This window comes from Pseudomonas sp. Q1-7, assembly GCF_028010285.1.
Classification (GTDB): Bacteria; Pseudomonadota; Gammaproteobacteria; order Pseudomonadales; family Pseudomonadaceae; genus Metapseudomonas.
This window is the reverse complement of the sequence record NZ_CP116304.1, coordinates 4,365,228-4,389,720: the sequence shown is the minus strand read 5'-3', so window position 1 is coordinate 4,389,720 and position 24,493 is coordinate 4,365,228. Positions and strand designations below refer to the sequence as shown.

Below are 24,493 nucleotides of genomic sequence, written 5' to 3'. Positions count from 1 at the left end.
TCATGCAAGCGGCAAGCGAAAGCAAGGCCCTGGTACGGGTCGAACAACCGGCGCAAGTGGATATGGACGACGCCCGCCCGGCGCGGTGGGGTGTGTGGATGGTGCTGGCCGGCTTCGGCGGCTTTCTGGTCTGGGCGATCATGGCCCCGCTGGATGCCGGCGTGGTGGCCAACGCCACGGTCAATGTCACCAACGCACGCAAGACGGTCCAGCACCTCACTGGCGGAACGGTGGATGCCATCCTGGTGCGTGAGGGCGACAAGGTGCGTGCCGGCCAGGAACTGGTGCGCCTGGACCCGACCCAGGCCATCGCCGAGCAGGGCGCCCTGAGTTCCCAGTACATCGTCGCCAAGACGGTGGAGGACCGCCTGGTGGCCGAGCGCGACGGCGCGGACAGCGTGACCTTCGATGCCGAGCTGCTGGAGCGCTTCGGCGGCGACCCGCGTCTGATGGAGGCCATCGCCCTGCAGCAACGGCTGTTCCAGACCCGGCGCAAGGCCCTGGTGGGCGAGATCAGTATCCTGCGCGAGAACCTCAATGGCGCCGAGGAGCAGCTCAAGGGCCTGCGCCAGGTGCAGGCCACCCGCACCAACCAGTCGAACCTGCTGGGCCAGGAACTTGACGGCGTGCGCAGCCTGGCCGCCGAGGGCTACATCCCGCGCAACCGCATGCTCGAACTGGAGCGCAACGCTTCGGAGCTGAACGGCTCCATGGCGCAGAACATCGCGGATATCGGCCGTACGCGGAACCAGATTGCCGAGCTCAAGCTGCGCATCCTCCAGCGTGAGCAGGATTTCCAGAAGGAAGTCGAATCCATGCTGACCGACGTGCAAAAGGAATCCACTTCACTGGCCGAGCGCCTGCGCTCGGTGGACTACCAGGTGGATAACACCGTGATCCGTTCACCCATCGACGGCATCGTCCTGGGCCTGAACATCGCCACCGTGGGCGGCGTCATCCAGCCCGGCGCGCGGATCATGGACGTGGTACCGGACAAGGAACCGCTGCAGGTCGACGCCCAGGTGCCGGTGCAGGCGATCGACAAGATGGTGCCCGGCCTGCCGGTGGACATCACCTTCCCGGCCTTCAACCACGCCCAGACGCCGAACATTCCCGGCCGCGTGCTGACGGTCGCCGCCGACCGCCTGGTGGACGAAGCCAGCAAACAGCCCTATTACTTGACCCAGGTGGAAGTGACCGAAGAAGGCATGAAGCTGCTTGGACCTAACAACATCCGCGCAGGCATGCCGGCCACCGTGACCATCAAGACCGGTGAACGCAGCCTGATGAGTTACCTGATGAAGCCGCTGCTGGGCCGTGTCGGAAACGCATTCAAGGAGCAGTGACATGAGCGCCCGGATGGCTCTGGCCGGAATTCTCGGTGCCGTCGCCTTGCCCGCGACGGCCATGGACCTCAGCGAAGCCTGGAACACCTACCAGGTCCAGGGGCCGACCTACCTGGCCTCGGTGCACGAGCGCCAGGCCGGCCAGGAATACAAGGAGCTGGGCAAGGCCGGCCTGCTGCCGAACATCAGCGGCACCGCCTTCTGGCGGCGGGTGGACGGCACCAGCGAGCAGGACAACATCCTCGGTCGCAGCGTGGAGAGCGACCTGGAGTATGACTCCAGAGGCGCGGTGATCGAGTTGCGCCAGCCGCTGTTCAACAAGCAGCGAATGGCCGAGTACCGCCAGGGCAACATCCGCACCGAGCTGAGCAACGCGGTATTCGATGCCAAGACCCAGGAGTCCGCGGTGAGCCTGGCCAGCCGTTATTTCGCCGTGCTGCTGGCGCTGGAAACCATCGATCTGGCGAAGATCCGGCTGAAGAACCTGGAGCAGCAGGTACTGTCGGCCAAGCGCCGCTTCGAGCTGGGCGATGGTACTGTGATCGACGTCGACCAAGCCTCCGCCCAGCGTGACCTGGCCCAGGCCGACCTGATCGAGGCCGAGGACAACCTGCTGGTGGCGCGGCGCCTGTTGCAGGAGCTGCTCGGCGTGCTGCCGGAGGAAATGTCCACCCTGCGCACCGAATTCCCCACGCCGCCGCTGGAACCGCCGACCCTGCAGGACTGGATCCGCGATGCCCGGGTCAACAACCCCGCCATCATCGCCCGGCGGCGAAACCTGGATGCGGCGGACGAAGAGGTGAACCGAGCCAGGGCGGGACACTGGCCGACCCTGGACTTCGTGGCTGCCTACAACGATTCGGAGAGCGATTCCGTTTCCACCCAGGACCAGAAGAACAGCTATGGCTCGGTGGGCGTCGAGTTCCGCATGCCGATCTTCACCGGCGGTGCCACCAGCGCCCAGGTGCGCCAGGCCTCCGCGAACCGCGAACTGGCCAACGACCAGTTGAACTCCAGCCGTGAGGAGGTACTGTCCGGCACCACCCGCGAGTTCCGGGGCGTGCAGAGTGGCGAGCAGCGTGTGCGCGCGCTGGAGAAGGCGGTGGTGTCCAGCGAGCGTGCCCAGGATTCGGCGCGCAAGGGGTTCCAGGCCGGCACCAGTACCAACCTGGACATCCTCAACGCCGAGGAACAGGCCTTCGTCGCCCGCCGCGACCTGCTGGAGGCCAAGCTGCGCTACCTGCTGTCGCGTCTGCGCCTGGCAGCGTCGGTGGGCTCCCTGGGCAACGACGACATCCAGCGCGCCAACGACTACCTGGGGCCGACGATTCCGTTGCTGCCGTGAGGGACCATCGAAGTCCCGATACGCCGGGCACGGCCCGAATGGGCCGTGTCCGGTGCCGGGCGCCTTTCGCATCCGCTCGCGATGTCCTGCCGTAGCCGATCCGTATCGTTTCGCCTTGCGGGTCCAGGCGGCAGGGACAATGGCGTTACTCAGTGCGCGCCGGCGCCTTTCACCAGGTCGCTTTCGTTCCATTCGGTGTACACGCAGGCATCTGCCGCCGCCCAGCGTACCAGCACCGGGGCACCTGGTTGCAGCGGGACGGTGGCGCCGGAAAGCTCCTTGAGCGTCAGGCTGGTACCGCCTGCGGTGGTTACGCTGCAGGTCAGGCTTTCCCCAAGGAACACCGTCTCGGCTACCTTGGCCTGGATCTGGTTCCAGCCGGCGGCAAGGGGTTCGGCCGCGGCTTGTTCCGGGGTCAGTACCAGGGCTTTTTCTGGACGCACCATCAGCACCAGGTCCTGGCCATTTTGCAGGCCGGCAGTGGGGCGGATGGCCAGGACCTGGCCTTCGAAACTCGCGGCAGCATTGCCCTGAGCCTTGACCTTGAGGAAGTTCGAGTTGCCGAGGAAGGAAGCGACGAAGGCGTTCGGCGGGTTCTGGTAGAGGTCGTAGCTGCTGCCCAGACCCACGATCTTGCCGTGGCTGAAGATGGCGATGCGCTGGGACAGGCGCATGGCCTCTTCCTGGTCGTGGGTCACGTAGACGATGGTGATGCCGAGGCGGCGGTGCAGATGGCGCAATTCATCCTGCAGGTCCTCGCGCAGTTTCTTGTCCAGTGCGCCGAGCGGCTCGTCCATCAGCAGGATGCGCGGCTCGTACACCAGGGCGCGGGCGATGGCCACACGTTGCTGCTGGCCGCCGGAGAGCTGGGCCGGACGACGCTGGGCGAACTTTTCCAGTTGCACCAGCTTGAGCATGGCCTCGACGCGGCGCTCGCGCTCGCCGGCGGCCTGTTTGCGGATGTCCAACGGGAAGCCAATGTTGTCGCGTACGTTGAGGTGTGGGAACAGCGAGTAGCGCTGGAACACCATGCCGATGTCGCGTTTGTGCGGCGGTACGTTCACCAGGGATTTGCCGTCTACCAGTATTTCACCGGAGCTGGGTGTCTCGAAGCCCGCCAGCATCGACAAGGTGGTGCTCTTGCCGGAGCCGCTGGAGCCGAGGAAGGTGAGGAACTCGCCGTCCTGAATGTCCAGGGATATGTTGTCGACGGCGGCGAAGTCGCCGTAGTGCTTGTTCAGGTTGCGCAGGCTGACCAGGGTCTTGCTTTCGCGGGTGTCTTGGATCACGGCACTCATTTCGTTTACCTCGGCGCTCAGGCGCATGCAGGGGTGCGCCGGCGCAGTACGGCGGCGATCACCATTACCAGTACGGACAGACCGATCAGCAGCGTCGAAGCGACGGCGATCACCGGGGTCAGGTCCTGGCGCAGGGTGGTCCACATTTTCACGGGCAGGGTCTGCAGGGTCGGGCTGGCCATCATCACGCTCAGCACCACTTCATCCCAGGAGACCAGAAAGGCGAACAGTGCACCGGCCATCATGCCGGGGCGTATCGCCGGGAAGGTCACCTTGAACACCGCTTGCAACCGCGAGGCACCACAGATCACCGCGGCATCCTCGATGGACTGATCGAACAGCTTCAGCGAGTTGATGATCGAGATGATGGTGAAGGGCAGGGCGACGATGACGTGGCTGACCACGAAGGAGAACAGCGTCCCGGTGTAGCCCAGCTTGAGGAACAGCGCGTACACGGCCACGGCGATAATCACCAGCGGCACGATCATCGGCAGGGTGAACAGGGCGTAGAGGAACTCTCGGCCGGGGAACTTGCCGCGTACCAGCGCGAAGGCAGTGGGCAGGCCCAGGGCCACGGAGCAGATCGTGGTCAGTACGGCGACCTTGAGGCTGGCCAGGGCCGACTCCATCCACTCGGCGTTGGAGAAGAACTGTTCGTACCATTTCAGCGTCCAGCCCGGCGGCGGGAAGACCAGCCACTGGGATGAGCCGAAGGACAGCAGCACGATGAACAGAACCGGTAGCAGCAGGAACGCTGCGATGGTGCCGGTGGTCAGGTAGAGGCCGATGCGCAGGCGCGGGCCCATGGCGTTGGGTGACAGCAGCATGGCTTACCTCGCAGTGCTCGAAGCGACCGGCGATTCCGGCTGCAGCTTCAGGTACAGGTAGAACAGGACGAGGGTGATGGCGATCAGCAACGCGGCGGCGGCACTGGCCAGGCCCCAGTTTAGGAACGACTGCACCTGCTGGACGATGAATTCCGGCAGCATCATGTTCTGCGCACCACCCAGCAGGGCCGGGGTGACGTAGTAGCCGAGCGACATGACGAAGACCATCAGGCCACCGGAGAACAGGCCCGGACGGCACAAGGGCAGGAACACCCTGAAGAAGTTGGTCCAGGGGCTGGCACCGCAAATGGAACCGGCCTGCAGCACCATCGGGTCGATGGCCGCCATGGTCGCCTGCAGCGGCAGGACGATGAACGGGATCATGATGTAGCTCATGCCGATTACCACGCCGGTAAGGTTGTGCACCATCTCCAGCGGCTGGTCGATGATTCCCAAGGCCATCAGCATCTTGTTGATGACGCCCGACGCCTGCAGCAGCACCAGCCAGGAGTAGGTGCGCGCCAGCAGGCTGGTCCACATCGACAGCAGCACAATGTTGAGCAGCCAGCGACCCCAGCCGCGCGGTACCAGGGTGATTACCCAGGCCAGGGGGAAGCCCAGCAGCAGGCTGATCAGGGTCACCAGGCCACCGACGGCGAAGGTGTTGAACAGCACGCGGGCATAGGCCGAGTTAGCAAACAGCTGCTCGTAATTGCCCAGGCCCGGAGTGGGCTCCAGTACGCCGCGCAGCAGCAGGCCGATCAGCGGCGCGAGGAAGAACAGGCCGAGGAACAGTAACGCGGGGATCAGGTTGCGGGCTCCGCGCCAGCGCGGCGCGGCCTGGTTGTCTTGCTTCATCGACGCAGCCTTGGAGTCCGTGTCAGCGGAGGCGCGGGCTGCGCCTCCGCTGACACTGGTTGGCGATCCTGGCTGAATGGCAGCCATCTTCACTTGACCAGCCATTCGTTCCACCGTGCGGCAATAGCCGGGCCGTTCTTGGCCCAGTACGCATAGTCGAGTGTGATCTGATCCTTAGCGTAGGCAGTCGGCAGGTCCGGGGCCAACACCGAGTCCAGGCGTTGCACGCTGTCGATGTTCACCGGGGCGTAGGCGGTGAGGTTGGCGAAGTCGGCCTGGCCTTTGGCGCTGCTGGCGTTGGCCAGGAACTTCATGGCCGCGTCCTTGTTCTTGGCGCCTTTGGGGATGACCAGGAAATCGGCCATGACCAGGTTCTGCTTCCAGCTCACGCCAACCGGAGCACCGTCTTGCTGCAGGGCATAGACACGGCCGTTCCAGAACTGGCCGAGGGTGGCCTCGCCGGAGGCCAGCAACTGCTGGGATTGGGCGCCGCCGCCCCACCAGACGATGTCTTTCTTGATGGTGTCGAGTTTCTTGAAGGCGCGGTCCAGATCCAGCGGATAGAGCTTGTCGACCGGAACGCCGTCAGCCAGGAGGGCCAGTTCCAGAACGCCAGGGCTCGGCCATTTGTAGAGGGCGCGCTTGCCCGGATAGTTGGTGATGTCGAACAGGGCCGTCCAGTCCTGCGGGGTCTTGCCGCCGACCTTGCCTTGGTTGTAGCCCAGCACGAAGGAGAAGAAGAAGGAGCCGACGCCGTGGTCGGAGACGAAGCGCGGGTCGATTTTGTCGCGCTGGATCACGCTGAAGTCCAGGGGCTCCAGCAGGCCTTCAGCCGCGGCGCGCAGAGCGAAGTCGGCTTCGACGTCCACCACGTCCCATTGCACGTTGCCGCTCTCGACCATGGCTTTCAGTTTGCCGTAGTCGGTGGGGCCGTCCTGCACCACGCGTATGCCGCTGGTCCTGCTGAACGGATCGGCCCATGCCTGCTTCTGCGCATCCTGGGTCGTGCCGCCCCAGCTTACGAAGCTGAGGTTGTCGGCGGCGACGGCGGCGGTGCCGGTTGCCGCCAGGAATGCTGTGGCGAGCACCGCGGCTGCACATTTTTTGAACATCATCTTGCTTGCCCTCATTGTTGTGTTTGTACGCAAGCGGGCTTCGCTTTCTACCCGCTTATCAGGAGCAGGGGACCCCAGTTGGGGCCGTCAAGGGCGGCCGTGTCGAGTGCTCTTGTTCATGCTGGTCCCTGGCGGGTGCGCTCGCAAAAAGTTCTTCGGCCTACGGAATGTCATATTATGGTATTCCAAGATTTGCGCAAGTCCTCGGCGTTGCCGGTTGTCGCTGGAAGGCTGGCGGTGACGAGTGGCGGCTCGTTCTTGTATCTGTGAATTCATTCGCCGGGCAGGTCGTTGAGGCAGCCGTGCAGCCCTTGGCGAACGGGGCGCATGCGCCTCTGCAATACAGTGGCGGTTCCGAGCTGTTGGCTGGGTTGGGGCACTCGATGGGTATCGCTCGGGTTCAGCCTGCGAATGCAATGGTCTCCACCACTTCCAGGTCATAGCCGGTCAGGCCGGCGTACTTCAGCGGAGCGCCCAGATGGCGCAGCTTGCCCACTCCCAGGTCCTGTAGTATCTGCGCGCCTGTGCCCACTTCGGAGTAGATGCGCGACTGCGAGCGGCTGAATTGGCGGCGCGGTTGAGTGAGCTGAGGCACGCGCTCCAGCAGGGCCTGGGAGGATTCGTTGTTGGCCAGCACCACCACCACGCCGTGGCCGGCAGCCGCAACCTTTTCCAGGGCGGCCCAGAGCGTCCAGTTTTTCGGACCGGTGTATTCGGCGCCCACCAGATCGCGCAGCGGGTCGATCACATGGACTCGCACCAGCGTTGGTTGGTCGCGCTGGAGATCGCCCATGACCATCGCCATATGCACACCGCCCTCGATGCGATCTTCGTAGGTGACCAGCCTGAACGTACCGTGCACCGTTGGCAGTTCGCGTTCGCCTATGCGGGTAACGGTGTGCTCGGTGCTGAGGCGGTAGTGGATCAGGTCGGCGATAGTGCCGATCTTGATGCCGTGCTTCTCGGCGAAGGCTTCCAGGTCCGGTCGTCGCGCCATGCTGCCGTCGTCGTTCATCACTTCGACGATCACCGAGGCGGGACCGAAGCCCGCTAGACGGGCCAGGTCGCAGCCGGCTTCGGTGTGTCCGGCGCGAGTCAGCACGCCCCCTTCGCGGGCGCGCAGGGGGAAGATGTGGCCTGGCTGTACGAGGTCCTCGGCGCAGGCGTTGGGGGTTACGGCGGTGAGCACGGTGTGACAGCGATCGGCGGCGGAGATGCCCGTGGTGACACCGCTGGCTGCCTCGATGGACACGGTGAAAGCGGTGGCGAAGGCACTGCCGTTGGCTGGCACCATTTGCTCCAGGCCGAGACGCTGGCAGTGTTCGTCGGTCAGGGTCAGGCAGATCAGACCGCGGGCTTCGCGGGCCATGAAGTTGATGGCTTCGGGCGTGCACTTCTCCGCAGCCAGCAACAGGTCGCCTTCGTTCTCTCGGTCTTCGTCGTCCACTAGGAGGACCATCCTGCCCTGGCGGTAGTCTTCGATGATTTCTTCGATGCGATTGAACGGCATGGCGCGACACCTGGCTGGATCAAGGGATAAGGTTTCTGGTATACCATAATACCAATTTGTCGGAAACAGCAGAGGTCAGCATGAAGGCTTACTGGATCGCCCACGTGGATGTGACGGACGTGGAACGCTACAGCGAATACACCCGGCGTGCCCCGGCGGCCTTCGCCAGATATGGCGGCAAGCTGTTGGCGCGCGGCGGTCGTTCGGAGGCAATGGAGGGTCGTCCCACTCCCCAGCGTAGCGTGGTGATCGAGTTCAACTCCTATGAGCAGGCGTTGGCCTGCTACCGCTCAGCGGAATACCAGGACGCCTGCGGTTATCGCCAGGGCGTGGCGAAGGCGGAGGTGATCATCGTGGAGGGCGTGGAGCCCTGAACGGGCAGCGCTTTTCTGTGGGGGCGAATTCATTCGCCAAGGGGCACGAAGTGCCCCCCGCAGGCTCGCAGGGCAGACCTGCGGCCTGCTTGGCGAATGAATTCGCCCCTACAAGGTGTTTGCGCGAGTGCGCTGCGCCTCACCGAATGAAATGAATCTTCCCGGTATCGTCGTTCCCCATGTAGATCCCGTACACCCCGGCCTGACGCTCCTCGATATAGCGTTCGAGGATCTGCCGGATAGCTGGGTAATAGATGGCGTCCCAGGGGATTTCGTCGGGGGCGAAGAAGCGGTAGTCCATGGTTTCCGGGCCGTGCTGGCCGGTCACTTCCAGGGCGGTGGCGCGGAAGATGATGTAGACCTCGCTGATCTTCGGCACGCTGAAGATGGAATAAGGCGAGACGATCTCGGCGCGCACGCCGCTTTCTTCCCAGACCTCGCGCAAGGCCGCTTCTTCGGTGGTCTCGCCGTTCTCCATGAAGCCGGCGGGCAGGGTCCAGGTGCCGGGGCGCGGCGGGATGGCGCGCTGGCAGAGCAGGTACTTGCCGTCCTGCTCGATGATGCAGCCGGCGATGACTTTCGGATTCTCGTAGTGGATGTAACCGCAGACTGCGCACACCAAGCGCTCATGGGTGTCCCCGGCGGGTCGCTGGCGGCTCAGGCCGCTGCTGCCGCAGCCGGGGCAGAAGCGCGGGGCGGGCATGCCGTCAGCGCCCTATGCGCGGTTCTTTGAGGGCGATGGGGCTGGCGATCTCGCGCACCTTGCCTGGTTCGTCCTGCTTGGATTTCAGGTAGTCCAGGGCCACTTTGGCGGCGGCGCGCACGTGGTCCACCGATGCCTGGTGGGCGGCCAGCGGGTCGCCGCTCTTGATGGCCTCGACCATGCGTTCCATTTCCTGGTTGCTGGCGCTGCGACGGTTTTCCTGGGAGACCGACGTGGCGCGCAGGTAGCTGATGCGGGCCTGGAGCTGGCGCAACTGGGTGGCGGCGATGTGGTTGCCGGAGCCTTCCAGCAGCACGTCGTAGAAGCCCTGCACCGACTCCAGCACCTGTTGCAGGTCGCCTTCCTCGAGGGCCTCGCGGTTCTCCGCCAGGGCTTTCTCCAGGGCGCGGATGTCCTTGGCCTTGGCGTTGAGGGTGAAGAGCTGGACGATCAGGCCTTCGAGTACGCAGCGCAGCTCGTAGATGTCGCAGGCGTCTTCCAGGGTGATGATGGCGACGCGTGGCCCCTTGGCATCGGCGAACTCTACCAGTCCTTCGGACTCCAGGTGGCGCAAGGCTTCGCGCACCGAGGTGCGGCTGACGCCCAGGCGGTCGCAGAGGTCGCGCTCCACCAGACGGTCGCCGGGCAGTAGCTGGAAGTTCAGGATGGCGCCCCGCAGCTTGTCGAGGACGATCTCGCGCAGGGTGACGGGATTGCGATTGACCTTGAAGCTGTCGTCGAGGGGCAAGCGTTTCATGTGGTCCGCTCTGGTTATGGCTGTCCGTAGTAAGAACGATGGAGCACCAGAGGGTGCTCCATCATCGGGTGGCGCCGGCGGTCAACCCTGGGTCTCCGCATCGGCCTCGGCAAAGGCCTCGCGGGCGATACGGAAGCTGTCCACCGCCGCCGGCACACCGCAGTAGATACCGACTTGCAGAAGGATTTCGCGGATCTGCTCGCGGGAAAGGCCATTGCGCAGGGCGCCGCGGACATGCAGCTTCAGTTCGTGGGGGCGGTTGAGCGCCGAAATCATGGCCAAGTTTATCATGCTGCGTTCTTTCAGCGATAAGCCGTCCCGGCCCCAGACGTGGCCCCAGCAGTACTCCGTGACCAGTTCCTGCAGAGGGCGGGTGAAGTCGTCGGCGTTCTGGATCGACGTGTTCACATAGGCCTCGCCCAGCACCTGGGTGCGGATCTCCAGGCCCTTGGCGTACTTGTCGTTGCTCATGGGATTCTCCTTCGGCAACGCCGGGGTGTGAATAAAAGAGGGCCGCTGCCGAGAGTGGCGGCGAGCGGCCCCGAAGGTGACTCAGGCGATGTCCGGCAGTGCGCCGAGCTTGCCCCGGTGGTAGACCATCGGGGTGACCTCGTTTTCCGGCAGGATCAGGTTCTTCACCGCGCCGACGATGATGGCGTGGTCGCCGCCGTCGTACTCGCGCCACAGTTCGCATTCAATGATGGCGGTGGCCTTGGTCAGCAGCGGGTTGCCCAGCTCGCTCAGGCGCCAGTCGATGCCCTGGGCCTTGTCCTTGCCCTTCCTGGCGAAGGCGTAGGCTTCGGCCTGCTGGTCGGCGCAGAGCAGGTGGATGGCGAACTGCTTGCTGTCGCGCAGTACCGGGTAGGTGTCCGAAGCGTAGTTGGGGCAGAACAGCACCAGGGCTGGGTCGATGGACAGGGCGCTGAAGGCACTGGCAGTGATGCCGACGATCTCGCCCTCGGCATCCAGGGTGGTGACCACGGTGACGCCGGAGGGGAAGGAGCCCATCACTTCTTTGTAGATGCCGGGTTCGATCATGGAAATGTCCTCTCAGCGCATCACGAAGGGGTCGGGCATGGGGGCCTGGGAAAGGTTGATCCACACCGTTTTCAGCTCGGTGTAGGCCAGCACCGAATCGATGCCGCTCTCGCGTCCGTAGCCGCTGTTGTGGAAGCCGCCGATGGGCGCCATGGCCGACACCGCGCGGTAGGTGTTGACCCAGATGATTCCGGAACGGATGTCGCGGGCCATGCGGTGGGCGCGGCCGAGGTCGCGGGTCCAGATGCCGGCGGCCAGGCCGAACTGGGAGTCGTTGGCCATCGCCAGGGCGTCGGCTTCGTCCTTGAAGCGAATGACCGAGGCCACCGGACCGAACACTTCTTCCTGCATGATTTTCATCGAGTTGCGGTCGCACTCGAACAGGGTCGGCTCGTAGTACCAGCCCTGGGCGTCGATGTCCGGGCGCTTGCCGCCCAGGCGCAGGCGCGCGCCTTCGGCCAGGGCGTCAGCCACCAGGCCTTCCACGACGGCCAACTGTTGCGCGGTGGCCATAGGGCCCATCTCGCTGCTGTCGTCCTGGGGGTTGCCGATGCGGATGCGCTTGGCGCGCTCCACCAGGCGTTCGACGAACTCGTCGTAGATCTCGTCCTGCACCAGCAGGCGTGAACCCGCCACGCAGCTTTGTCCGGAGGCGGCGTAGATGCCGGCCACGGCGCCGTTGATGGCGCTGTCCAGGTCGGCGTCGGCGAAGATGATATTGGGTGATTTACCGCCCAGTTCCAGGGACAGCTTGGCGAAGTTCTCCGCGCTGCTGCGCACCACATGGCGGGCGGTGGCGGCGCCACCGGTGAAGGCGATCTTGCGCACCAGCGGATGACGGGTCAGCGCGGCGCCGGTGCTTGGACCGAAGCCGGTGACCACGTTGACCACGCCCGCCGGGAAACCGGCTTCAAGGGTCAGGCGCGCCAGTTCGAGGATGGTCGCCGAGGCGTGCTCGGAGGGCTTCAGGACGATGGTGTTGCCAGCAGCCAGCGCCGGGGCCAGCTTGATCGCAGTGAGGTAGAGCGGACTGTTCCAGGGGATGATCCCGGCCACTACGCCCAGGGGTTCGTGGACGGTGTAGGCGAACATGTCCGCCTTGTCGATCGGCAGGGTGCCGCCTTCCAGCTTGTCCGCGAGGCCTGCGGTGTAGTGGAAGAATTCCGGCAGGTAGCCGACCTGGCCGCGGGTCTCGCGGATCAACTTGCCGTTGTCGCGGCTCTCCAGCTGGGCCAGGTGTTCCTTGTTCTCGGCGATCAGGTCGCCCAGACGGCGCAGCAACTTGCCTCGCGCGGTCGCGGAAAGGCTGCGCCAGGCCGGGCTTTCGAAAGCCTTCTGGGCCGCCTGAACGGCACGCTCGACATCCGCTTCGTCGGCATCGGGCAGTTCCGCCCAGGGTGTGGCGAGCGCCGGGTTGAGACTGTGGAAAGTCTTGCCGGACAGCGCATCGACCCATTGTCCGTCGATGCACATCTGGAAGCGTGCAAGCGTCATGCGACGATCCCCTTTGCTTGATTCTGTAAGGTCCGCGCCTGCTGGAGGAATTCCAGCAGCATCTGGTTGACCAGGCGCGGCGACTCCACCGGCATCATGTGCCGTTGCTCGTCGAGCACCGTCACCCTGGCACCGGGAATACGCTGGGCCAGTTGCCTGGCCATGTCGGGCGTCGAGCCCGGATCCAGTTCGCCGGTAGCGACCAGAGTCGGCACCTGGATGCTGCCCAGGTCCTCGACGCGGTACATGTCCTGGGTCGCGAACAGCTCATAGGTAGTCAGATAGCCCTGTGGATCATTGCTGGCAAGGGTCTGGCGGATGGCGGCGATTTGCGCCGGGTTGGCCGCCTGGTACTCGCGGCTGAACCAGCGCGACAGGGCCGCTTCGGCGTTGGCGTCGGGGCCGTGTTCGGCTGCCTGGCGAGTGCGTTCGATCACCCCGGCGCGCTGTTCGGCGCTACGGTTGAAGACGCTGTTGAGGATCACCAGGCCTTCCAGGTGCTGCGGGAAGTGCAGAGCGAAGGCCCGTGCCACCAGCCCCCCCATGGAGAATCCGATCACGGTGGCGCGCTCCAGGTTGAGGTATTCCAGCAGTTCGCGCAGTTGCTCGGCGTAACCCACCAATCCCGTGCCCGATTCCGGACGCGGGCTGGCGCCATGGCCGAGCATGTCGTAGGCGATGACCCGGAACTGCGGGGCCAGGCCGACGATCTGGCCGCCCCACATCTCCTTGTTCAGGCCGACGCCGTGGATCAGCACCACGGGATGGCCTTGGCCGGTCGCCAGGTAACTGGTGCCGGCTGGTGTGCGCTCAGCGGTGAGCCGAATCATGGATCGCTCCTGCACGGGCCTTGGGATCACTGAGCCTGCTCGGCGGCCAGTTCTTCCAGATCGATGTAGCGGTTGCCGATGCGCGGGTGCAGGCGACCGCCGTCAGCGGCGCCGAGCACGACGATGATTTCGTCGGCACGCGGTGCGTCTTCGATCTGCATCTCAAGGGTGATGTAGTGGGAACGCAGGCCCTCGTCGTCCTTGTGCATCATCGGAATCTGGATCGAGGTGCCCGGGCCGCCGCGCTTGTTGGTGAAGCTCAGGTAGCTCTTGGCGTTCACCGCCTGGCGGTAGTGGTTGCCGAAACGCAAGGTGTGGATAACCGCGGAGGCGTGTTCGATCTCGCCATCGGCGCCAACCACGGCGGCCTTGCCGTATGCCTCGATCTTCGCGGCACCGCCGATGGCGGCCGTCAGGCGTTCGACCATCATGGCGCCGAGGTCGGAGCAGTTGGCCTTGATCTCGGGCTTGAGGTCTTCGACGAAGCCGCGGCCCAGCCACGGGTTCTTGATCACCACGGCCAGGCCCACCATGGTTACCGGCTTGTCGGTGGCCTTGCCGCCTTCGATGAAGGTTTCTTCCACGTAGCTGACGATCTTGCGAATTTCGAAGCTCATTGGGGTCTCCTGGTTGGGGAAGTCTCTTGCTGTCTGATGGTATACCATAATATTGAATATGCAAGAGCCTGGTAGCGGGGGAGGGCTGGGCTTGGCGACGGAAGGTCGCTGGGTAAGGGCCGAATCCGGCACCGTTGGCGTGATCGGGCGCTACCTGGAAAGGAAAAGTTCTTCGCGGGTTTCGAGGGCCGGGGGCACGCCGGATGGGCAATCCGGTATGAAACCGCTCGCCGAATCTCCGCGAAGAATCAAGAAAAAGCCCCCGCAGCATGGACGCTGCAGGGGCGAAGCATTTGCCATGGCGGCGCGAGGACCGCCATTCGTACTCAGCGGAACGCTGGCACCACGTGTTCGATGAAGAGTGCCAAGGACTTCTTCTTCTCGGCATGAGGCAGGCTGTTGTCGGCCCAGAAACTGAACTCATCCACGCCCAGGTCCTGGTAGTGGCGGATACGCGCGATGACTTCTTCAGGTGTGCCGATCATGGTGTTCCTGCGGATGTTCTCCAGTTCGAACTCCGGACGGTCCTTGAACTTTTCTTCCGGGCTCGGCTGGAGGATGCCGTTGACCGGGGTCTGCTTGTTGCCGAACCAGGCATCGAAGGTGCGGTAAAAGCGCGAGATGGCGGCGGCGCCGACTTTCCAGCCTTCGCTGTCCTCGGGGGTATGCACGTGGGTGTGGCGCAACACCATCAGTTGCGGGCGCGGGACGTCCGGATTGTTGGCCAGGGCGGTTTCGAACTTGTTCTTCAGGTCTACCACTTCCTCGTCGCCCTTCATCAGCGGAGTGACCATCACGTTGCAACCATTGGCCACGGCGAAGTTGTGGGAGTCCGGGTCGCGGGCGGCGATCCAGATCGGTGGAGTCGGTTTCTGGATCGGGCGCGGCGAAGAGGTGGAGGTGGGGAACTTCCAGATTTCGCCATCGTGGGCGACATCGCCCTGCCACAGGGCTTTCACTACCGGCACCATCTCGCGCAGGGCCTGGCCGCCAGCGGTGGCGGGCATGCCCCCGGCCATGCGGTCGAATTCGTACTGGTAGGCGCCGCGGGCCAGGCCCACTTCCATGCGGCCATTGCTGATCACGTCCAGCAGGGCGCATTCACCAGCCACGCGGATGGGGTGCCAGAAGGGCGCGATGATGGTGCCGGCGCCGAGGCGGATGGTGCTCGTGCGGGCAGCCAGGTAGGAGAGTAGCGGCATGGGGCTCGGGGAGATGGTGTACTCCATCGAGTGATGCTCGCCGATCCATACGGTGCTGAAGCCGCCAGCCTCTGCCATCAGGGTCAGCTCCTCCAGATCTTCGAAGAGCTGGCGGTGGCTGATCTGCTCGTCGTAGCGCTCCATGTGCACGAACAAAGAGAATTTCATGTCGCTTACCTCGAACCTGTTTCTGCGTGGCCAGTGGGCGGCCGCTACGGTGGGGTGGTGCCGCCGGAGTTCTGGGGGGCACCGGACGGGGGTGCTGGATATTGGTATACCATAATACGGAATGTCTGCAAAATTTTTCCACCAGAGTGGCAGGCATTCCGTAGGTTGTGGCTGAGCCTGCGAAGCCCAACGACTCCGGTGGCGTCAACGTGGGGCCTCGCTCCTCGACGCCAACGGCAGAGCAGTGTCCTGCCTGGCGAACGCATCCGCCCATCCCCGGTCGTCCACGGGTAACCATAAAAAAGCCCCCAATAAAGGGGGCGGGAATCAAAGCACACGCAATCCGGATCAGGCGAAGGCCTCCAGGGCCCCCATCTTGCCGCGGCAGTAGATCATCGGAACCACTTCCTGCTCGGGCACGATCAGATTCTTCACGGCCCCTACCAGAATGGCGTGATCACCGCCTTCGTACTCGCGCCACAGCTCACACTCGATGATGGCGGTGGCGTTGGCCAGGATCGGATTGCCCAGTTCGCTCAGGGTCCAGTCGATGCCCTGGGCTTTGTCCTTCCCCTTTTTGGCGAACGCATAGGCTTCATCACGCTGGTTGGCAGAGAGCAGGTGGATAGCGAAGCGCTTGCTCTTGATCAGCACCGGATAGGAATCAGAGCTGTAGTTAGGGCAGAAGAGCACCAAGGCCGGGTCCATGGACAGCGAACTGAAGGCGCTGGCGGTCAGCCCGACGATCTGGCCGTCGTCGTCCAGGGTGGTGATGACGGTGACGCCGGAGGGAAAGGAGCCCATGACTTGTTTGTAGGCATTGGTGTCGATCATTTCGGGTACCTATCGGGAGCAAGTGGCTGCGTTCGGTAGTGCATGTGTGTCTGATGGTATACCGTAATATTCATGACGCAAGTAGTATTTTTCCGCGGTAAATTTCGTCCGACGAACGTCCGGTGAGTCGCTGAACACCAATGAGCATGGGCGCTAGGTGAGAGTCGGTTGAACGTTTCAGCTCGTCTGCAAAGTGTTTTCAGTGCAGATGGGCGTTCAAAAAATTCCTAGTTTGATTATTGGAATTCCATAATATGGTGTTCGTTGTAGAGGTGGCCGACACAGTCGCGGCAACACTCGAATGCCAGTGCTGATGGTCCTGTTCCTGCTCAATGTCATCAGCCACAACGCCCTCAACCTGTACGGTGCGGTGCTCTCCATCGTCACGTCGATCCAGACCTTCGCGGGTAGCTGGACGCCGAGCGTTCGCGTGCGGGTCGTGCGCTCGGTGGTGGTGCTGGCTGGCTGGCTGCTGGTGACCTGTCCGCTCTAGCACTGCCTGGCCACCCGTGGCAGGGAGCCGGCAGGGGAGCTGCGTCTGGTCGAATGATCGTCTGGTATATCCACGGCAACGCCCCGGTCATGCAGCACGCAGCCGGGGCGTTGTGCTTTTCCGGTAAGCAAGACGCCAGCGGTCAGCTAGCTTTTAGTGGTCGAATTCCACCGAATCGGAGCGGGTCATGGCTAAAGGTAAGAAGAAGGCGGCCGCCAGCGAGGCCGGGGCGAAGGAGAAACTCGGTCGCAAGGACTACGAAGGCGAACTCAAGCGTCTGCACGTGGAACTGGTGAAGCTCCAGCAGTGGGTGGTGGACCAGGGGCTCAAGGTGTGCATCGTCTTCGAGGGCCGTGACGGTGCCGGCAAGGGCGGCACCATCAAGGCCATTACCGAGCGGGTCAGTCCGAGGGTGTTCCGTGTGGTGGCCCTGCCGGCCCCCACTGATCGGGAGAAGACCCAGATGTACGGCCAGCGTTACCTGACGCATATGCCGGCGGCCGGCGAGGTGGTGATCTTCGACCGCAGTTGGTACAACCGCGCCGGCGTCGAGCGGGTGATGGGCTTCTGCACCGAAGAGCAGACGCGCAAGTTCCTCGCGGTGACGCCGCTGTTCGAGAAGATGATGGTCGAGTCCGGGATCATCCTCATCAAGTACTGGCTGGAGGTGAGCGCCGACGAGCAGACCCGCCGCCTCAGGGACCGCATCGACGACGGCCGCAAGATCTGGAAGCTGTCGCCCATGGACCTGAAGTCCTATTCCCGCTGGGACGACTACACCCGCGCCCGCGACGAGATGTTCGCCGCCACCGATTCCTCCTGGGCGCCCTGGTACATGGCGCACTCGGAGGACAAGCGGCGTGTGCGGCTGAACATCATCAGCCACCTGCTCAAGCAGATTCCCTACAAGGACCTGACCCGCGACCAGAAAGTCGAGCTGCCCAAGCGCGGCAAGCTCGGCAAGTACAAGGCCGCGCCCTATCCGTTCCGCATGGTCGAAGCGCTCTTCTGATCACCCTGCGGCGGCGAAGCGCCGGGCTCAGATCACCACGGCAGTACCGCTGATGCTCACCATCAGCATGCTGCCGTTCTGGCCGACCACCTCATAGTCGATATCGATGCCGACCACCGCGTTGGCGCCGAGTTTTTCGGCGCGCTCGGCCAGTTCCTCGAAGGCGATTTCCCTGGCCTTGGCCAGCTCTTTCTCGTAGGCACCGGAGCGGCCGCCGATGATGTCGCGAATCCCGGCGAACAGGTCGCGGAACACGTTGGCGCCGAGGATGGCTTCGCCAACCACGATGCCCTTGTATTCACGAATGGTCCGACCTTCGAGGGTGGGGGTGGTGGAGAGGATCATGCTGCGTTCCTTGGCTTGACTGAAGAAAGGTCAATTGTAGGGGCCAATTGTGGGAGCGAACTTTGTGGGGGCGATTTCAATCGCCAAGGGCAACGCAGTTGCCCCTGTGGGTTCGAAGGGCAGGCCTGCTTGGCGAATGAATTCGCACCTATAACAGGCAAAGGGCGGGCCCCCCTTTCGGGATGCCCGCCCTTGTTTGCGCTGCGACTCAGACCAGGGTCAGGGTCACGTCGATATTGCCGCGCGTGGCGTTGGAGTAGGGGCACACAATGTGCGCCTTGTCGACGATGGCGCGGGCTTCCTCGCGGTCCAGGCCGGGGATGTCGATGCGCAGTTCCACTTCGATGCCGAAGCCGCTGGGAATGGCGCCGATGCCCACGATGCCTTCGATGGAGGTCTCCGCCGGCAGCTTGTGCTTGTCGCGGGCGGCGACGAACTTCAGTGCGCCGAGGAAGCAGGCCGAGTAGCCGGCCGCGAACAGTTGCTCGGGGTTGGTGCCCTCGCCGCCGGCGCCGCCCAGCTCGCGCGGGGTGGTCAGGCTGACATCGAGTACGCCATCGGAGGAGATGGCACGGCCGTCACGGCCGCCGGTGGCTTCTGCATAGGCGCGGTAGAGAACATTTTCGATGCTCATGATGGTTTCCTTTCAAGTGGGTTTGGAGAGTGATTGCGTGGTGTGGGTCAGGGTTCGGGTGCTTGGATCAGCCGTCGTGGTGGATCAGCCATTCCGGGTACAGCGCGCCGTTGCGGCTGCTATCCGGCTTGCCGGTATCGGCGAAACTGGCAGAGGAAAACGCGAGGACGGCGGTGAAGGTGATCAGGGCTTTCATGGCGAGTCTCCGGGTTGGTTTGTTCGTTAATGTTTGGCGTGCTAAGTAAGTTGGTGAGGCAGAATTTACTGTCATGTTATTTTGCGTGCAAGTTATTTTTTAGAGCGTTTTACGCTAATAGCCCTGCGTTTCGGTCATAAGTCGATCGGGGGGCTGCATTGGGAGGGAGGCGGAGTCGCCCCGGCTTAATGCCGCGCACCGCCAAGTGGGTGGATGGTCTATATGAATGGAAGCGGGTTTTCTGATTTTTGTTGTTGTAATAACAAAATTTTAGGCGATATCTGGTGAATATTTATCTGTGGTGGCAGTATTGTGGTTTATATAAGAACAAATTCACCCGCTACCTGGAGTCGAATCCATGCATCCGCGCGTACTTGAGGTAACCGAACGCCTGGTGGAACGCAGCCGCGCAACGCGCGAGCGCTACCTGGCGATGATCCACAAGGCAGCCAGCGACGGTCCCCAGCGCGGCAAGCTGCAATGTGCCAATTTCGCCCACGGGGTGGCCGGTTGCGGCGGCGGCGACAAGCAGCGCCTGCGCCTGATGGAGTCGGCCAACGTGGCCATCGTCACCGCCTACAACGACATGCTCTCGGCCCACCAGCCCTACGAGGACTACCCGGAGAAAATCCGCCAGGCCTTGCGTGAGATCGGCTCGGTAGGGCAGGTGGCCGGTGGCGTGCCGGCCATGTGCGACGGCGTCACCCAGGGCGAGCCGGGTATGGAACTGGGCATCGCCAGCCGCGAAGTGATTGCCATGTCCACCGCCGTGGCGTTGTCCCACAACATGTTCGATGCGGCGCTGTTCCTCGGCATCTGCGACAAGATCGTCCCCGGCCTGATGATGGGGGCGCTGCGCTTCGGCCACCTGCCGTCCCTCTTCGTGCCCGCCGGGCCCATGCCGTCGGGCCTGTCCAACAAGGAAAAGGCCGAGGTGCGCCAGCGCTTCGCCGAGGGCAAGGCCAGCCGCGACGAGTTGCTGGAGTCGGAGATGAAGGCCTATCACAGCCCCGGCACCTGCACCTTCTACGGCACCGCCAATACCAACCAGATGCTCATGGAAATCATGGGCCTGCACCTGCCCGGCGCTTCCTTCGTCAATCCGAACACCCCGCTGCGCGAGGCGCTGACCGTGGAGGCGGCGCGCCAGGTGACGCGCCTGACGAAGCAGTCCGGGCGGTTCTTGCCCATTGGCGAGATCGTCGACGAGCGCGTGCTGATCAACGCCATCGTCGCCCTGCACGCCACCGGCGGCTCCACCAACCACACCCTGCACATGCCGGCCATCGCCCAGGCCGCGGGCATCCAGCTCACCTGGCAGGACATGGCGGACCTGTCCGAAGTGGTGCCGACCCTGGCCCACGTCTATCCCAACGGCAAGGCCGACATCAATCACTTCCACGCGGCCGGCGGCGTGGCCTTCCTGGTGCGCGAACTGCTCGACGCCGGTCTGCTCCATGAAGAGGTCAACACCGTGATGGGCCCCGGCCTGCGCCAGTACACCCGGGAGCCCTTCCTGGAAGACGGCCGGGTGGTCTGGCGCGAAGGCCCGCCCGCCAGCCTCGACGACAGCATCCTGCGCCCCACGGAGCGCCCCTTCTCGCCGGAGGGCGGTCTGCGGGTGATGCAGGGCAACCTCGGCCGGGGCGTGATGAAGGTTTCCGCCGTGGCGCCCGAACACCAGGTGGTGGAAGCGCCGGCGCGGGTCTTCCATGACCAGCAGGCCCTGGCCGACGCCTTCAAGGCGGGCGAACTGGACCGCGACCTGGTGGCGGTGATGCGCTTCCAGGGCCCGCGCAGCAACGGCATGCCCGAGTTGCACAAGCTGACCCCCTTCCTCGGGGTGCTGCAGGACCGTGGCTTCAAGGTCGCGCTGGTCACCGACGGGCGCATGTCCGGCGCCTCGGGGAAGATTCCCGCAGCCATCCACCTCTGCCCGGAAGCCTTCGACGGCGGCCCGCTGGCGCGGGTGCGCGACGGTGATGTGATCCGTGTCGACGGCGCGACCGGCACCCTGGAGGTGCGGGTGGATGCCGTCGAGTTCGCCGCCCGCGAACCGGCCCGCTGGGACCTGGAGCCCAACGTCGGCACCGGCCGCGAACTCTTCGCCTTCATGCGTGCGGCCTTCAGCAGCGCCGAGCAGGGCGCCAGCGCCTTCACCCGTAACCTGGAGAGTCTGAAGTGAAGCTGGCGCTGGTCGGCGATATCGGCGGTACCAATGCGCGCTTCGCCCTCTGGCGCGACGAGAAGCTGGAGTCGGTACGGGTGCTGGCGACCGCCGACTTCGCCGGGCCGGAACAGGCCATCAGCCATTACCTCGCCGGCCTCGGCCTGGCCGCGGGCGGCTTGGGCGCCGTGTGCCTGGCGGTGGCGGGACCAGTGGGCGGCGAGCACTTCCGTTTCACCAACAATCACTGGCGCCTCGGGCGCTCGGCCTTTTGTCGCGCCCTCGGGGTCGAGCAGCTGCTGCTGGTCAACGATTTCAGCGCCATGGCCCTGGGCGTGACCCGCCTGCGCGAGCACGAGAAACTGCCGGTCTGCCCCGGCGTCGCCGATCCTCTGAGTCCGGCGGTGGTGATCGGGCCGGGCACCGGCCTGGGCGTCGGCACCCTGTTGCCGCTGGGAGAGGGCCGCTGGAAGGCCTTGCCGGGGGAGGGCGGACATGTCGATCTGCCGGTGGGCAACCTGCGCGAGGCGGCGCTGTGGCAACAACTGCACGGCCAGCTCGGCCACGTCAGCGCGGAAAACGTGCTCAGCGGCAATGGTCTGCTGCAGCTTTACCGCGCGCTCTGCGCGGTGGACGACCGCCCGCCGCGCCTGGCCTCGCCGGCCGAGGTGAGCGCGGCGGCCCTGGCCGGCGATCCCCTGGCCGTGGAGGTGCTGGAGCTGTTCTGCGGCTGGCTCGGCCGGGTCGCCGGCAACAATGTGCTGACCTTGGGTGGTCGGGGCGGCGTGTACATCGTGGGTGGCGTGGTGCCGCGCTTCGCAACCTTCTTCCAGAACAGCGGCTTCGCCAGGGCATTCGCCAGCAAGGGCTGCATGAGCGACTACTTCGCCGGCATCCCGGTGTGGCTGGTGACCGCCGAGTACCCCGGCCTGGAAGGGGCGGGCGTGGCCTTGCAGCAGACGCTGTTCCTACGTGGGCTATAGCCGGCTCGACACCGAGTGAATTGATAACAACAAAGGACGGCCACTGTGAGCCAATCCGGAAAATCCATTCTCCTGGTGGATGACGACCAGGAAATTCGCGAACTGCTCGAAACCTACCTCAGTCGCGCCGGTTTCCAGGTGCGCAGCGTCGCCGATGGCGAGGGCTTCCGCCGCGCCATGGCCGACGAGGCGGCGGACCTGGTGATACTCGACGTGATGCTGCCCGATGAAGACGGCTTCGGCCTCTGCCGCTGGGTGCGCGCCCACCAGCGCCTGGCCCAGGTGCCGATCATCATGCTCACCGCCAGCTCCGACGAAGCCGACCGGGTGATCGGCCTGGAACTGGGCGCCGACGACTACCTCGGCAAGCCCTTCAGCCCCCGCGAGCTGCTGGCGCGGATCAAGGCCCTGCTGCGCCGCGTCGGCTTCGGCCAGGAGCGCGCACTGGTGGAAGTGCTGGCCTTCGACGACTGGCGCCTGGACACGGTCAGCCACCGCCTGTTCCACCTCGATGGCGAGGAAGTGATGCTTTCCGGGGCCGACTTCGCTCTGCTGAAACTCTTCCTCGACCATCCGCAGCAGATCCTCGACCGCGACACCATCGCCAACGCCACGCGGGGTCGCGAAGTGATGCCCCTGGAGCGCATCGTCGACATGGCCGTGAGCCGGCTGCGCCAGCGCCTGCGGGATACCGACAAGCCGCCCCGGCTGATCCGCACGGTGCGCGGCGCCGGCTACCTGCTGGCGGCCCAGGTCACGCCGCATCACCATGCCTAGCCGCCTGCGCCTGATCCCGCGCTCGCTGCTCGGGCGCATGCTCCTGCTCACCTTGCTGGTGGTACTGTTGGCCCAGGCCTTGTCCAGCGTCATCTGGGTCTCGCAGTTGCGTGCCAGCCAGATGGAAGGCTTGCTCACCAGCGCCCGCAGCCTGGCGCAGTCCATGGTCGCCAGCGTCAGCTACATCCGCTCCCTGCCGATCGGCTACCGCCCCATGGTGCTGGACCAGCTGCGCAGCATGGGCGGCACGCGTTTCTTCGTGTCGCTCAACGACAAGCCGCTGGACATGCGCGTGCTGCCCGAGACCCCACGCAAGCGCGCGGTGCTGGATGAAGTGGAGGCGGTGCTGCGCGAGCGCCTGGGCAAGCAGGTGGACCTGTCACTGAACTTCGTCAGCCCGGACGACCTGCGCATCTTCAACAGCGGCCTCAGGCTCGACGAACTGCCGCGCTCCTGGGCGCACTACGCGCTGACCCTGGAGCCGGTGAACCCGCCGATCCTGGTGACCCAGATCCAGATCGGCCCCAGCGAGTGGCTGTACCTCGCCTCGCTGCTGCCCGAACCCTACGCCAGCCTGGAAGACCAGGGCCTGCCGACCCAGCAGCTGTGGTTCATCATCCTCACCAGTTGCTTCCTGCTGCTGTTCATCGGCCTGCTGGTGCACTGGCAGAGCCGGCCGTTGAAGCGCCTGGCGCGCGCCGCGCGGGAAATGTCCCTGGGCGCCGAAGTGGAGCCGCTGCCCGAAGCCGGCGGCAGCGAAGTGACGGAGGTGAGCCGCGCCTTCAACAGCATGCGCGAACGCATCAGCCGTTACCTCAGCGAGCGCAGCCAGTTGTTCAGCGCCATCTCCCACGACCTGCGCACGCCCATCACCCGCCTGCGCCTGCGGGTGGAGCTGCTGGAAGACGAAGCCATACAGGCCAAGTTCAGCCGCGACCTGGACGACCTGGAGCTGCTGGTGAAAGGTGCATTGCAGTGCGTGAAGGACACCGACATCCACGAGAACATCGAGCAGGTGGACCTCAACCACCTGCTGCACGGCCTGGTGGAGCCCTACCTCGGCAATGGTCGGGTGACTCTGGAAGGAGAGGCGTCGACTGGCTACCCCGGCAAGCCCCTGGCCCTGCGTCGCTGCATCGGCAACCTGCTGGATAACGCCCTGAAATACGGCGAGCGCGCCCACCTGCTGATCGAGGACAGCGAGGACGCCTTCATCCTGCACGTGGACGACGAAGGTCCCGGCGTGCCGGAGCAGAAGCTGGAGCAGGTGTTCGAACCCCATTTCCGCCTGGCCGGCCATCAGCAGGGCTATGGCCTGGGCCTGGGCATCGCGCGCAACCTGGCGCACAGCCACGGCGGCGAGTTGAGCCTGAAGAACCTGCGCGACGGCGGCTTGCGGGTGACGCTGTGGTTGCCACGGCAGGCGGGGTGATGTTCGTAGGTTGTCCGCGCGCCGCCATTTGTAACCACCCCGTGACCATCCACCATCCCTTTGTTACCCGCGCCCTTGAGGGCCGTGGTTAGACTGCAGGCAAGCGCAAGCACCGACTTGCACCGCCATAAAAACAAA

At 64.5% G+C, this 24,493-nt stretch carries 25 protein-coding genes and 1 pseudogene; 9 read left to right on the top strand and 17 right to left on the bottom strand.

The features are described 5' to 3' along the window. Window positions 1-62: 62 nt before the first annotated feature. Both PJW05_RS20365 and PJW05_RS20360 read left to right on the top strand, forming a co-directional pair. Window positions 63-1,346, top strand: a complete 1,284-nt coding sequence (locus tag PJW05_RS20365; RefSeq protein WP_442969264.1) for an HlyD family type I secretion periplasmic adaptor subunit — start codon at window positions 63-65, stop codon at window positions 1,344-1,346. Window position 1,347: 1 nt separating this feature from the next. Then, window positions 1,348-2,691: a TolC family outer membrane protein gene (locus tag PJW05_RS20360; RefSeq protein ID WP_271408772.1), complete on the top strand. Its 1,344-nt coding sequence runs from the start codon at window positions 1,348-1,350 to the stop codon at window positions 2,689-2,691. A 149-nt stretch (window positions 2,692-2,840) separates the two neighbouring features. Here the strand turns inward: PJW05_RS20360 and PJW05_RS20355 are convergent, their stop codons facing one another. From PJW05_RS20355 to ribBA, 5 genes are all read right to left on the bottom strand, one after another. After that, the gene (locus tag PJW05_RS20355) at window positions 2,841-3,989 is read right to left on the bottom strand and encodes an ABC transporter ATP-binding protein (RefSeq protein ID WP_271408771.1); all 1,149 of its coding nucleotides are present in this window, start codon (window positions 3,987-3,989) and stop codon (window positions 2,841-2,843) included. 17 nt (window positions 3,990-4,006) lie between these two features. Next, window positions 4,007-4,816: an ABC transporter permease gene (locus PJW05_RS20350; RefSeq protein WP_271408770.1), complete on the bottom strand. Its 810-nt coding sequence runs from the start codon at window positions 4,814-4,816 to the stop codon at window positions 4,007-4,009. Between the two features lie 3 nt (window positions 4,817-4,819). Next, window positions 4,820-5,779, bottom strand: a complete 960-nt coding sequence (locus PJW05_RS20345) for an ABC transporter permease (RefSeq protein ID WP_271408769.1) — start codon at window positions 5,777-5,779, stop codon at window positions 4,820-4,822. Then, window positions 5,764-6,789 carry a polyamine ABC transporter substrate-binding protein gene (locus PJW05_RS20340; protein ID WP_271408768.1) on the bottom strand — a complete coding sequence of 342 codons (1,026 nt, stop codon included), beginning with the start codon at window positions 6,787-6,789 and terminating at the stop codon, window positions 5,764-5,766. The genes PJW05_RS20345 and PJW05_RS20340 overlap by 16 nt, the downstream gene beginning before the upstream one ends. A gap of 400 nt (window positions 6,790-7,189) precedes the next feature. Further along, the gene (ribBA, locus tag PJW05_RS20335; RefSeq protein WP_271408767.1) at window positions 7,190-8,299 is read right to left on the bottom strand and encodes a bifunctional 3,4-dihydroxy-2-butanone-4-phosphate synthase/GTP cyclohydrolase II; all 1,110 of its coding nucleotides are present in this window, start codon (window positions 8,297-8,299) and stop codon (window positions 7,190-7,192) included. A gap of 80 nt (window positions 8,300-8,379) precedes the next feature. On the opposite strand from ribBA, the gene PJW05_RS20330 reads away from it, so the two are divergent. Then, window positions 8,380-8,673: a DUF1330 domain-containing protein gene (locus tag PJW05_RS20330; protein WP_271408766.1), complete on the top strand. Its 294-nt coding sequence runs from the start codon at window positions 8,380-8,382 to the stop codon at window positions 8,671-8,673. A gap of 139 nt (window positions 8,674-8,812) precedes the next feature. Here PJW05_RS20330 and PJW05_RS20325 read toward each other — a convergent pair whose 3' ends face one another. From PJW05_RS20325 to PJW05_RS20285, 9 genes are all read right to left on the bottom strand, one after another. Continuing rightward, window positions 8,813-9,376 (bottom strand): NUDIX hydrolase, encoded by a 564-nt coding sequence (locus PJW05_RS20325; RefSeq protein ID WP_271408765.1) that lies wholly within the window; start codon window positions 9,374-9,376, stop codon window positions 8,813-8,815. A 4-nt stretch (window positions 9,377-9,380) separates the two neighbouring features. Continuing rightward, window positions 9,381-10,133 carry a GntR family transcriptional regulator gene (locus PJW05_RS20320; RefSeq protein WP_271408764.1) on the bottom strand — a complete coding sequence of 251 codons (753 nt, stop codon included), beginning with the start codon at window positions 10,131-10,133 and terminating at the stop codon, window positions 9,381-9,383. An 81-nt stretch (window positions 10,134-10,214) separates the two neighbouring features. Continuing rightward, window positions 10,215-10,604 (bottom strand): carboxymuconolactone decarboxylase family protein, encoded by a 390-nt coding sequence (locus PJW05_RS20315; protein ID WP_271408763.1) that lies wholly within the window; start codon window positions 10,602-10,604, stop codon window positions 10,215-10,217. Between the two features lie 81 nt (window positions 10,605-10,685). Beyond that, window positions 10,686-11,171, bottom strand: coding sequence for a flavin reductase family protein (locus tag PJW05_RS20310; RefSeq protein WP_271408762.1), 486 nt, complete (start codon window positions 11,169-11,171; stop codon window positions 10,686-10,688). A 12-nt stretch (window positions 11,172-11,183) separates the two neighbouring features. Further along, window positions 11,184-12,665 (bottom strand): aldehyde dehydrogenase, encoded by a 1,482-nt coding sequence (locus tag PJW05_RS20305; RefSeq protein WP_271408761.1) that lies wholly within the window; start codon window positions 12,663-12,665, stop codon window positions 11,184-11,186. After that, on the bottom strand, window positions 12,662-13,495 hold the full coding sequence (locus PJW05_RS20300; protein ID WP_271408760.1) for an alpha/beta fold hydrolase: 834 nt from the start codon (window positions 13,493-13,495) through the stop codon (window positions 12,662-12,664). Before PJW05_RS20300 ends, PJW05_RS20305 begins: the two co-directional genes overlap by 4 nt. 26 nt (window positions 13,496-13,521) lie before the next feature. Then, on the bottom strand, window positions 13,522-14,112 hold the full coding sequence (locus tag PJW05_RS20295) for an amino acid synthesis family protein (protein ID WP_069082639.1): 591 nt from the start codon (window positions 14,110-14,112) through the stop codon (window positions 13,522-13,524). A gap of 326 nt (window positions 14,113-14,438) precedes the next feature. After that, window positions 14,439-15,482: an LLM class flavin-dependent oxidoreductase gene (locus PJW05_RS20290; protein WP_271408759.1), complete on the bottom strand. Its 1,044-nt coding sequence runs from the start codon at window positions 15,480-15,482 to the stop codon at window positions 14,439-14,441. A 348-nt stretch (window positions 15,483-15,830) separates the two neighbouring features. Continuing rightward, window positions 15,831-16,316 (bottom strand): flavin reductase family protein, encoded by a 486-nt coding sequence (locus PJW05_RS20285; RefSeq protein ID WP_271408758.1) that lies wholly within the window; start codon window positions 16,314-16,316, stop codon window positions 15,831-15,833. Between the two features lie 304 nt (window positions 16,317-16,620). Here PJW05_RS20285 and PJW05_RS20280 point away from each other — a divergent pair. After that, window positions 16,621-16,794 (top strand): annotated as a pseudogene (locus PJW05_RS20280) (purine-cytosine permease family protein); the annotation flags it as partial. Window positions 16,795-16,996: 202 nt separating this feature from the next. Continuing rightward, the gene (gene ppk2 / locus PJW05_RS20275; protein ID WP_271408757.1) at window positions 16,997-17,821 is read left to right on the top strand and encodes a polyphosphate kinase 2; all 825 of its coding nucleotides are present in this window, start codon (window positions 16,997-16,999) and stop codon (window positions 17,819-17,821) included. A 27-nt stretch (window positions 17,822-17,848) separates the two neighbouring features. Here ppk2 and PJW05_RS20270 read toward each other — a convergent pair whose 3' ends face one another. The 3 genes from PJW05_RS20270 to PJW05_RS20260 form a co-directional block, all read right to left on the bottom strand. Further along, the gene (locus PJW05_RS20270; RefSeq protein WP_271408756.1) at window positions 17,849-18,166 is read right to left on the bottom strand and encodes a heavy metal-binding domain-containing protein; all 318 of its coding nucleotides are present in this window, start codon (window positions 18,164-18,166) and stop codon (window positions 17,849-17,851) included. 208 nt (window positions 18,167-18,374) lie between these two features. After that, window positions 18,375-18,800, bottom strand: a complete 426-nt coding sequence (locus tag PJW05_RS20265) for an organic hydroperoxide resistance protein (RefSeq protein WP_271408755.1) — start codon at window positions 18,798-18,800, stop codon at window positions 18,375-18,377. Window positions 18,801-18,867: 67 nt separating this feature from the next. Beyond that, entirely contained in the window at window positions 18,868-18,996 is a 129-nt protein-coding gene (locus tag PJW05_RS20260) for a hypothetical protein (protein WP_271408754.1), read from the bottom strand. Between the two features lie 358 nt (window positions 18,997-19,354). Between PJW05_RS20260 and edd the strand changes: the two genes are divergently transcribed. The 4 genes from edd to PJW05_RS20240 are packed head-to-tail and all read left to right on the top strand — an operon-like array spanning window position 19,355 to window position 24,355. After that, a complete protein-coding gene (gene edd / locus PJW05_RS20255; RefSeq protein WP_271408753.1) occupies window positions 19,355-21,181 on the top strand; it encodes a phosphogluconate dehydratase in 1,827 nt (608 codons plus the stop codon). Further along, complete coding sequence (locus PJW05_RS20250) at window positions 21,178-22,146, top strand: glucokinase (protein ID WP_271408752.1); 969 nt, start codon at window positions 21,178-21,180, stop codon at window positions 22,144-22,146. Before edd ends, PJW05_RS20250 begins: the two co-directional genes overlap by 4 nt. Before the next feature lie 45 nt (window positions 22,147-22,191). After that, window positions 22,192-22,923, top strand: coding sequence for a response regulator (locus tag PJW05_RS20245; RefSeq protein ID WP_271408751.1), 732 nt, complete (start codon window positions 22,192-22,194; stop codon window positions 22,921-22,923). Further along, window positions 22,916-24,355 (top strand): ATP-binding protein, encoded by a 1,440-nt coding sequence (locus PJW05_RS20240; protein ID WP_271408750.1) that lies wholly within the window; start codon window positions 22,916-22,918, stop codon window positions 24,353-24,355. The genes PJW05_RS20245 and PJW05_RS20240 overlap by 8 nt, the downstream gene beginning before the upstream one ends. The last annotated feature ends 138 nt before the right edge of the window (window positions 24,356-24,493 follow it).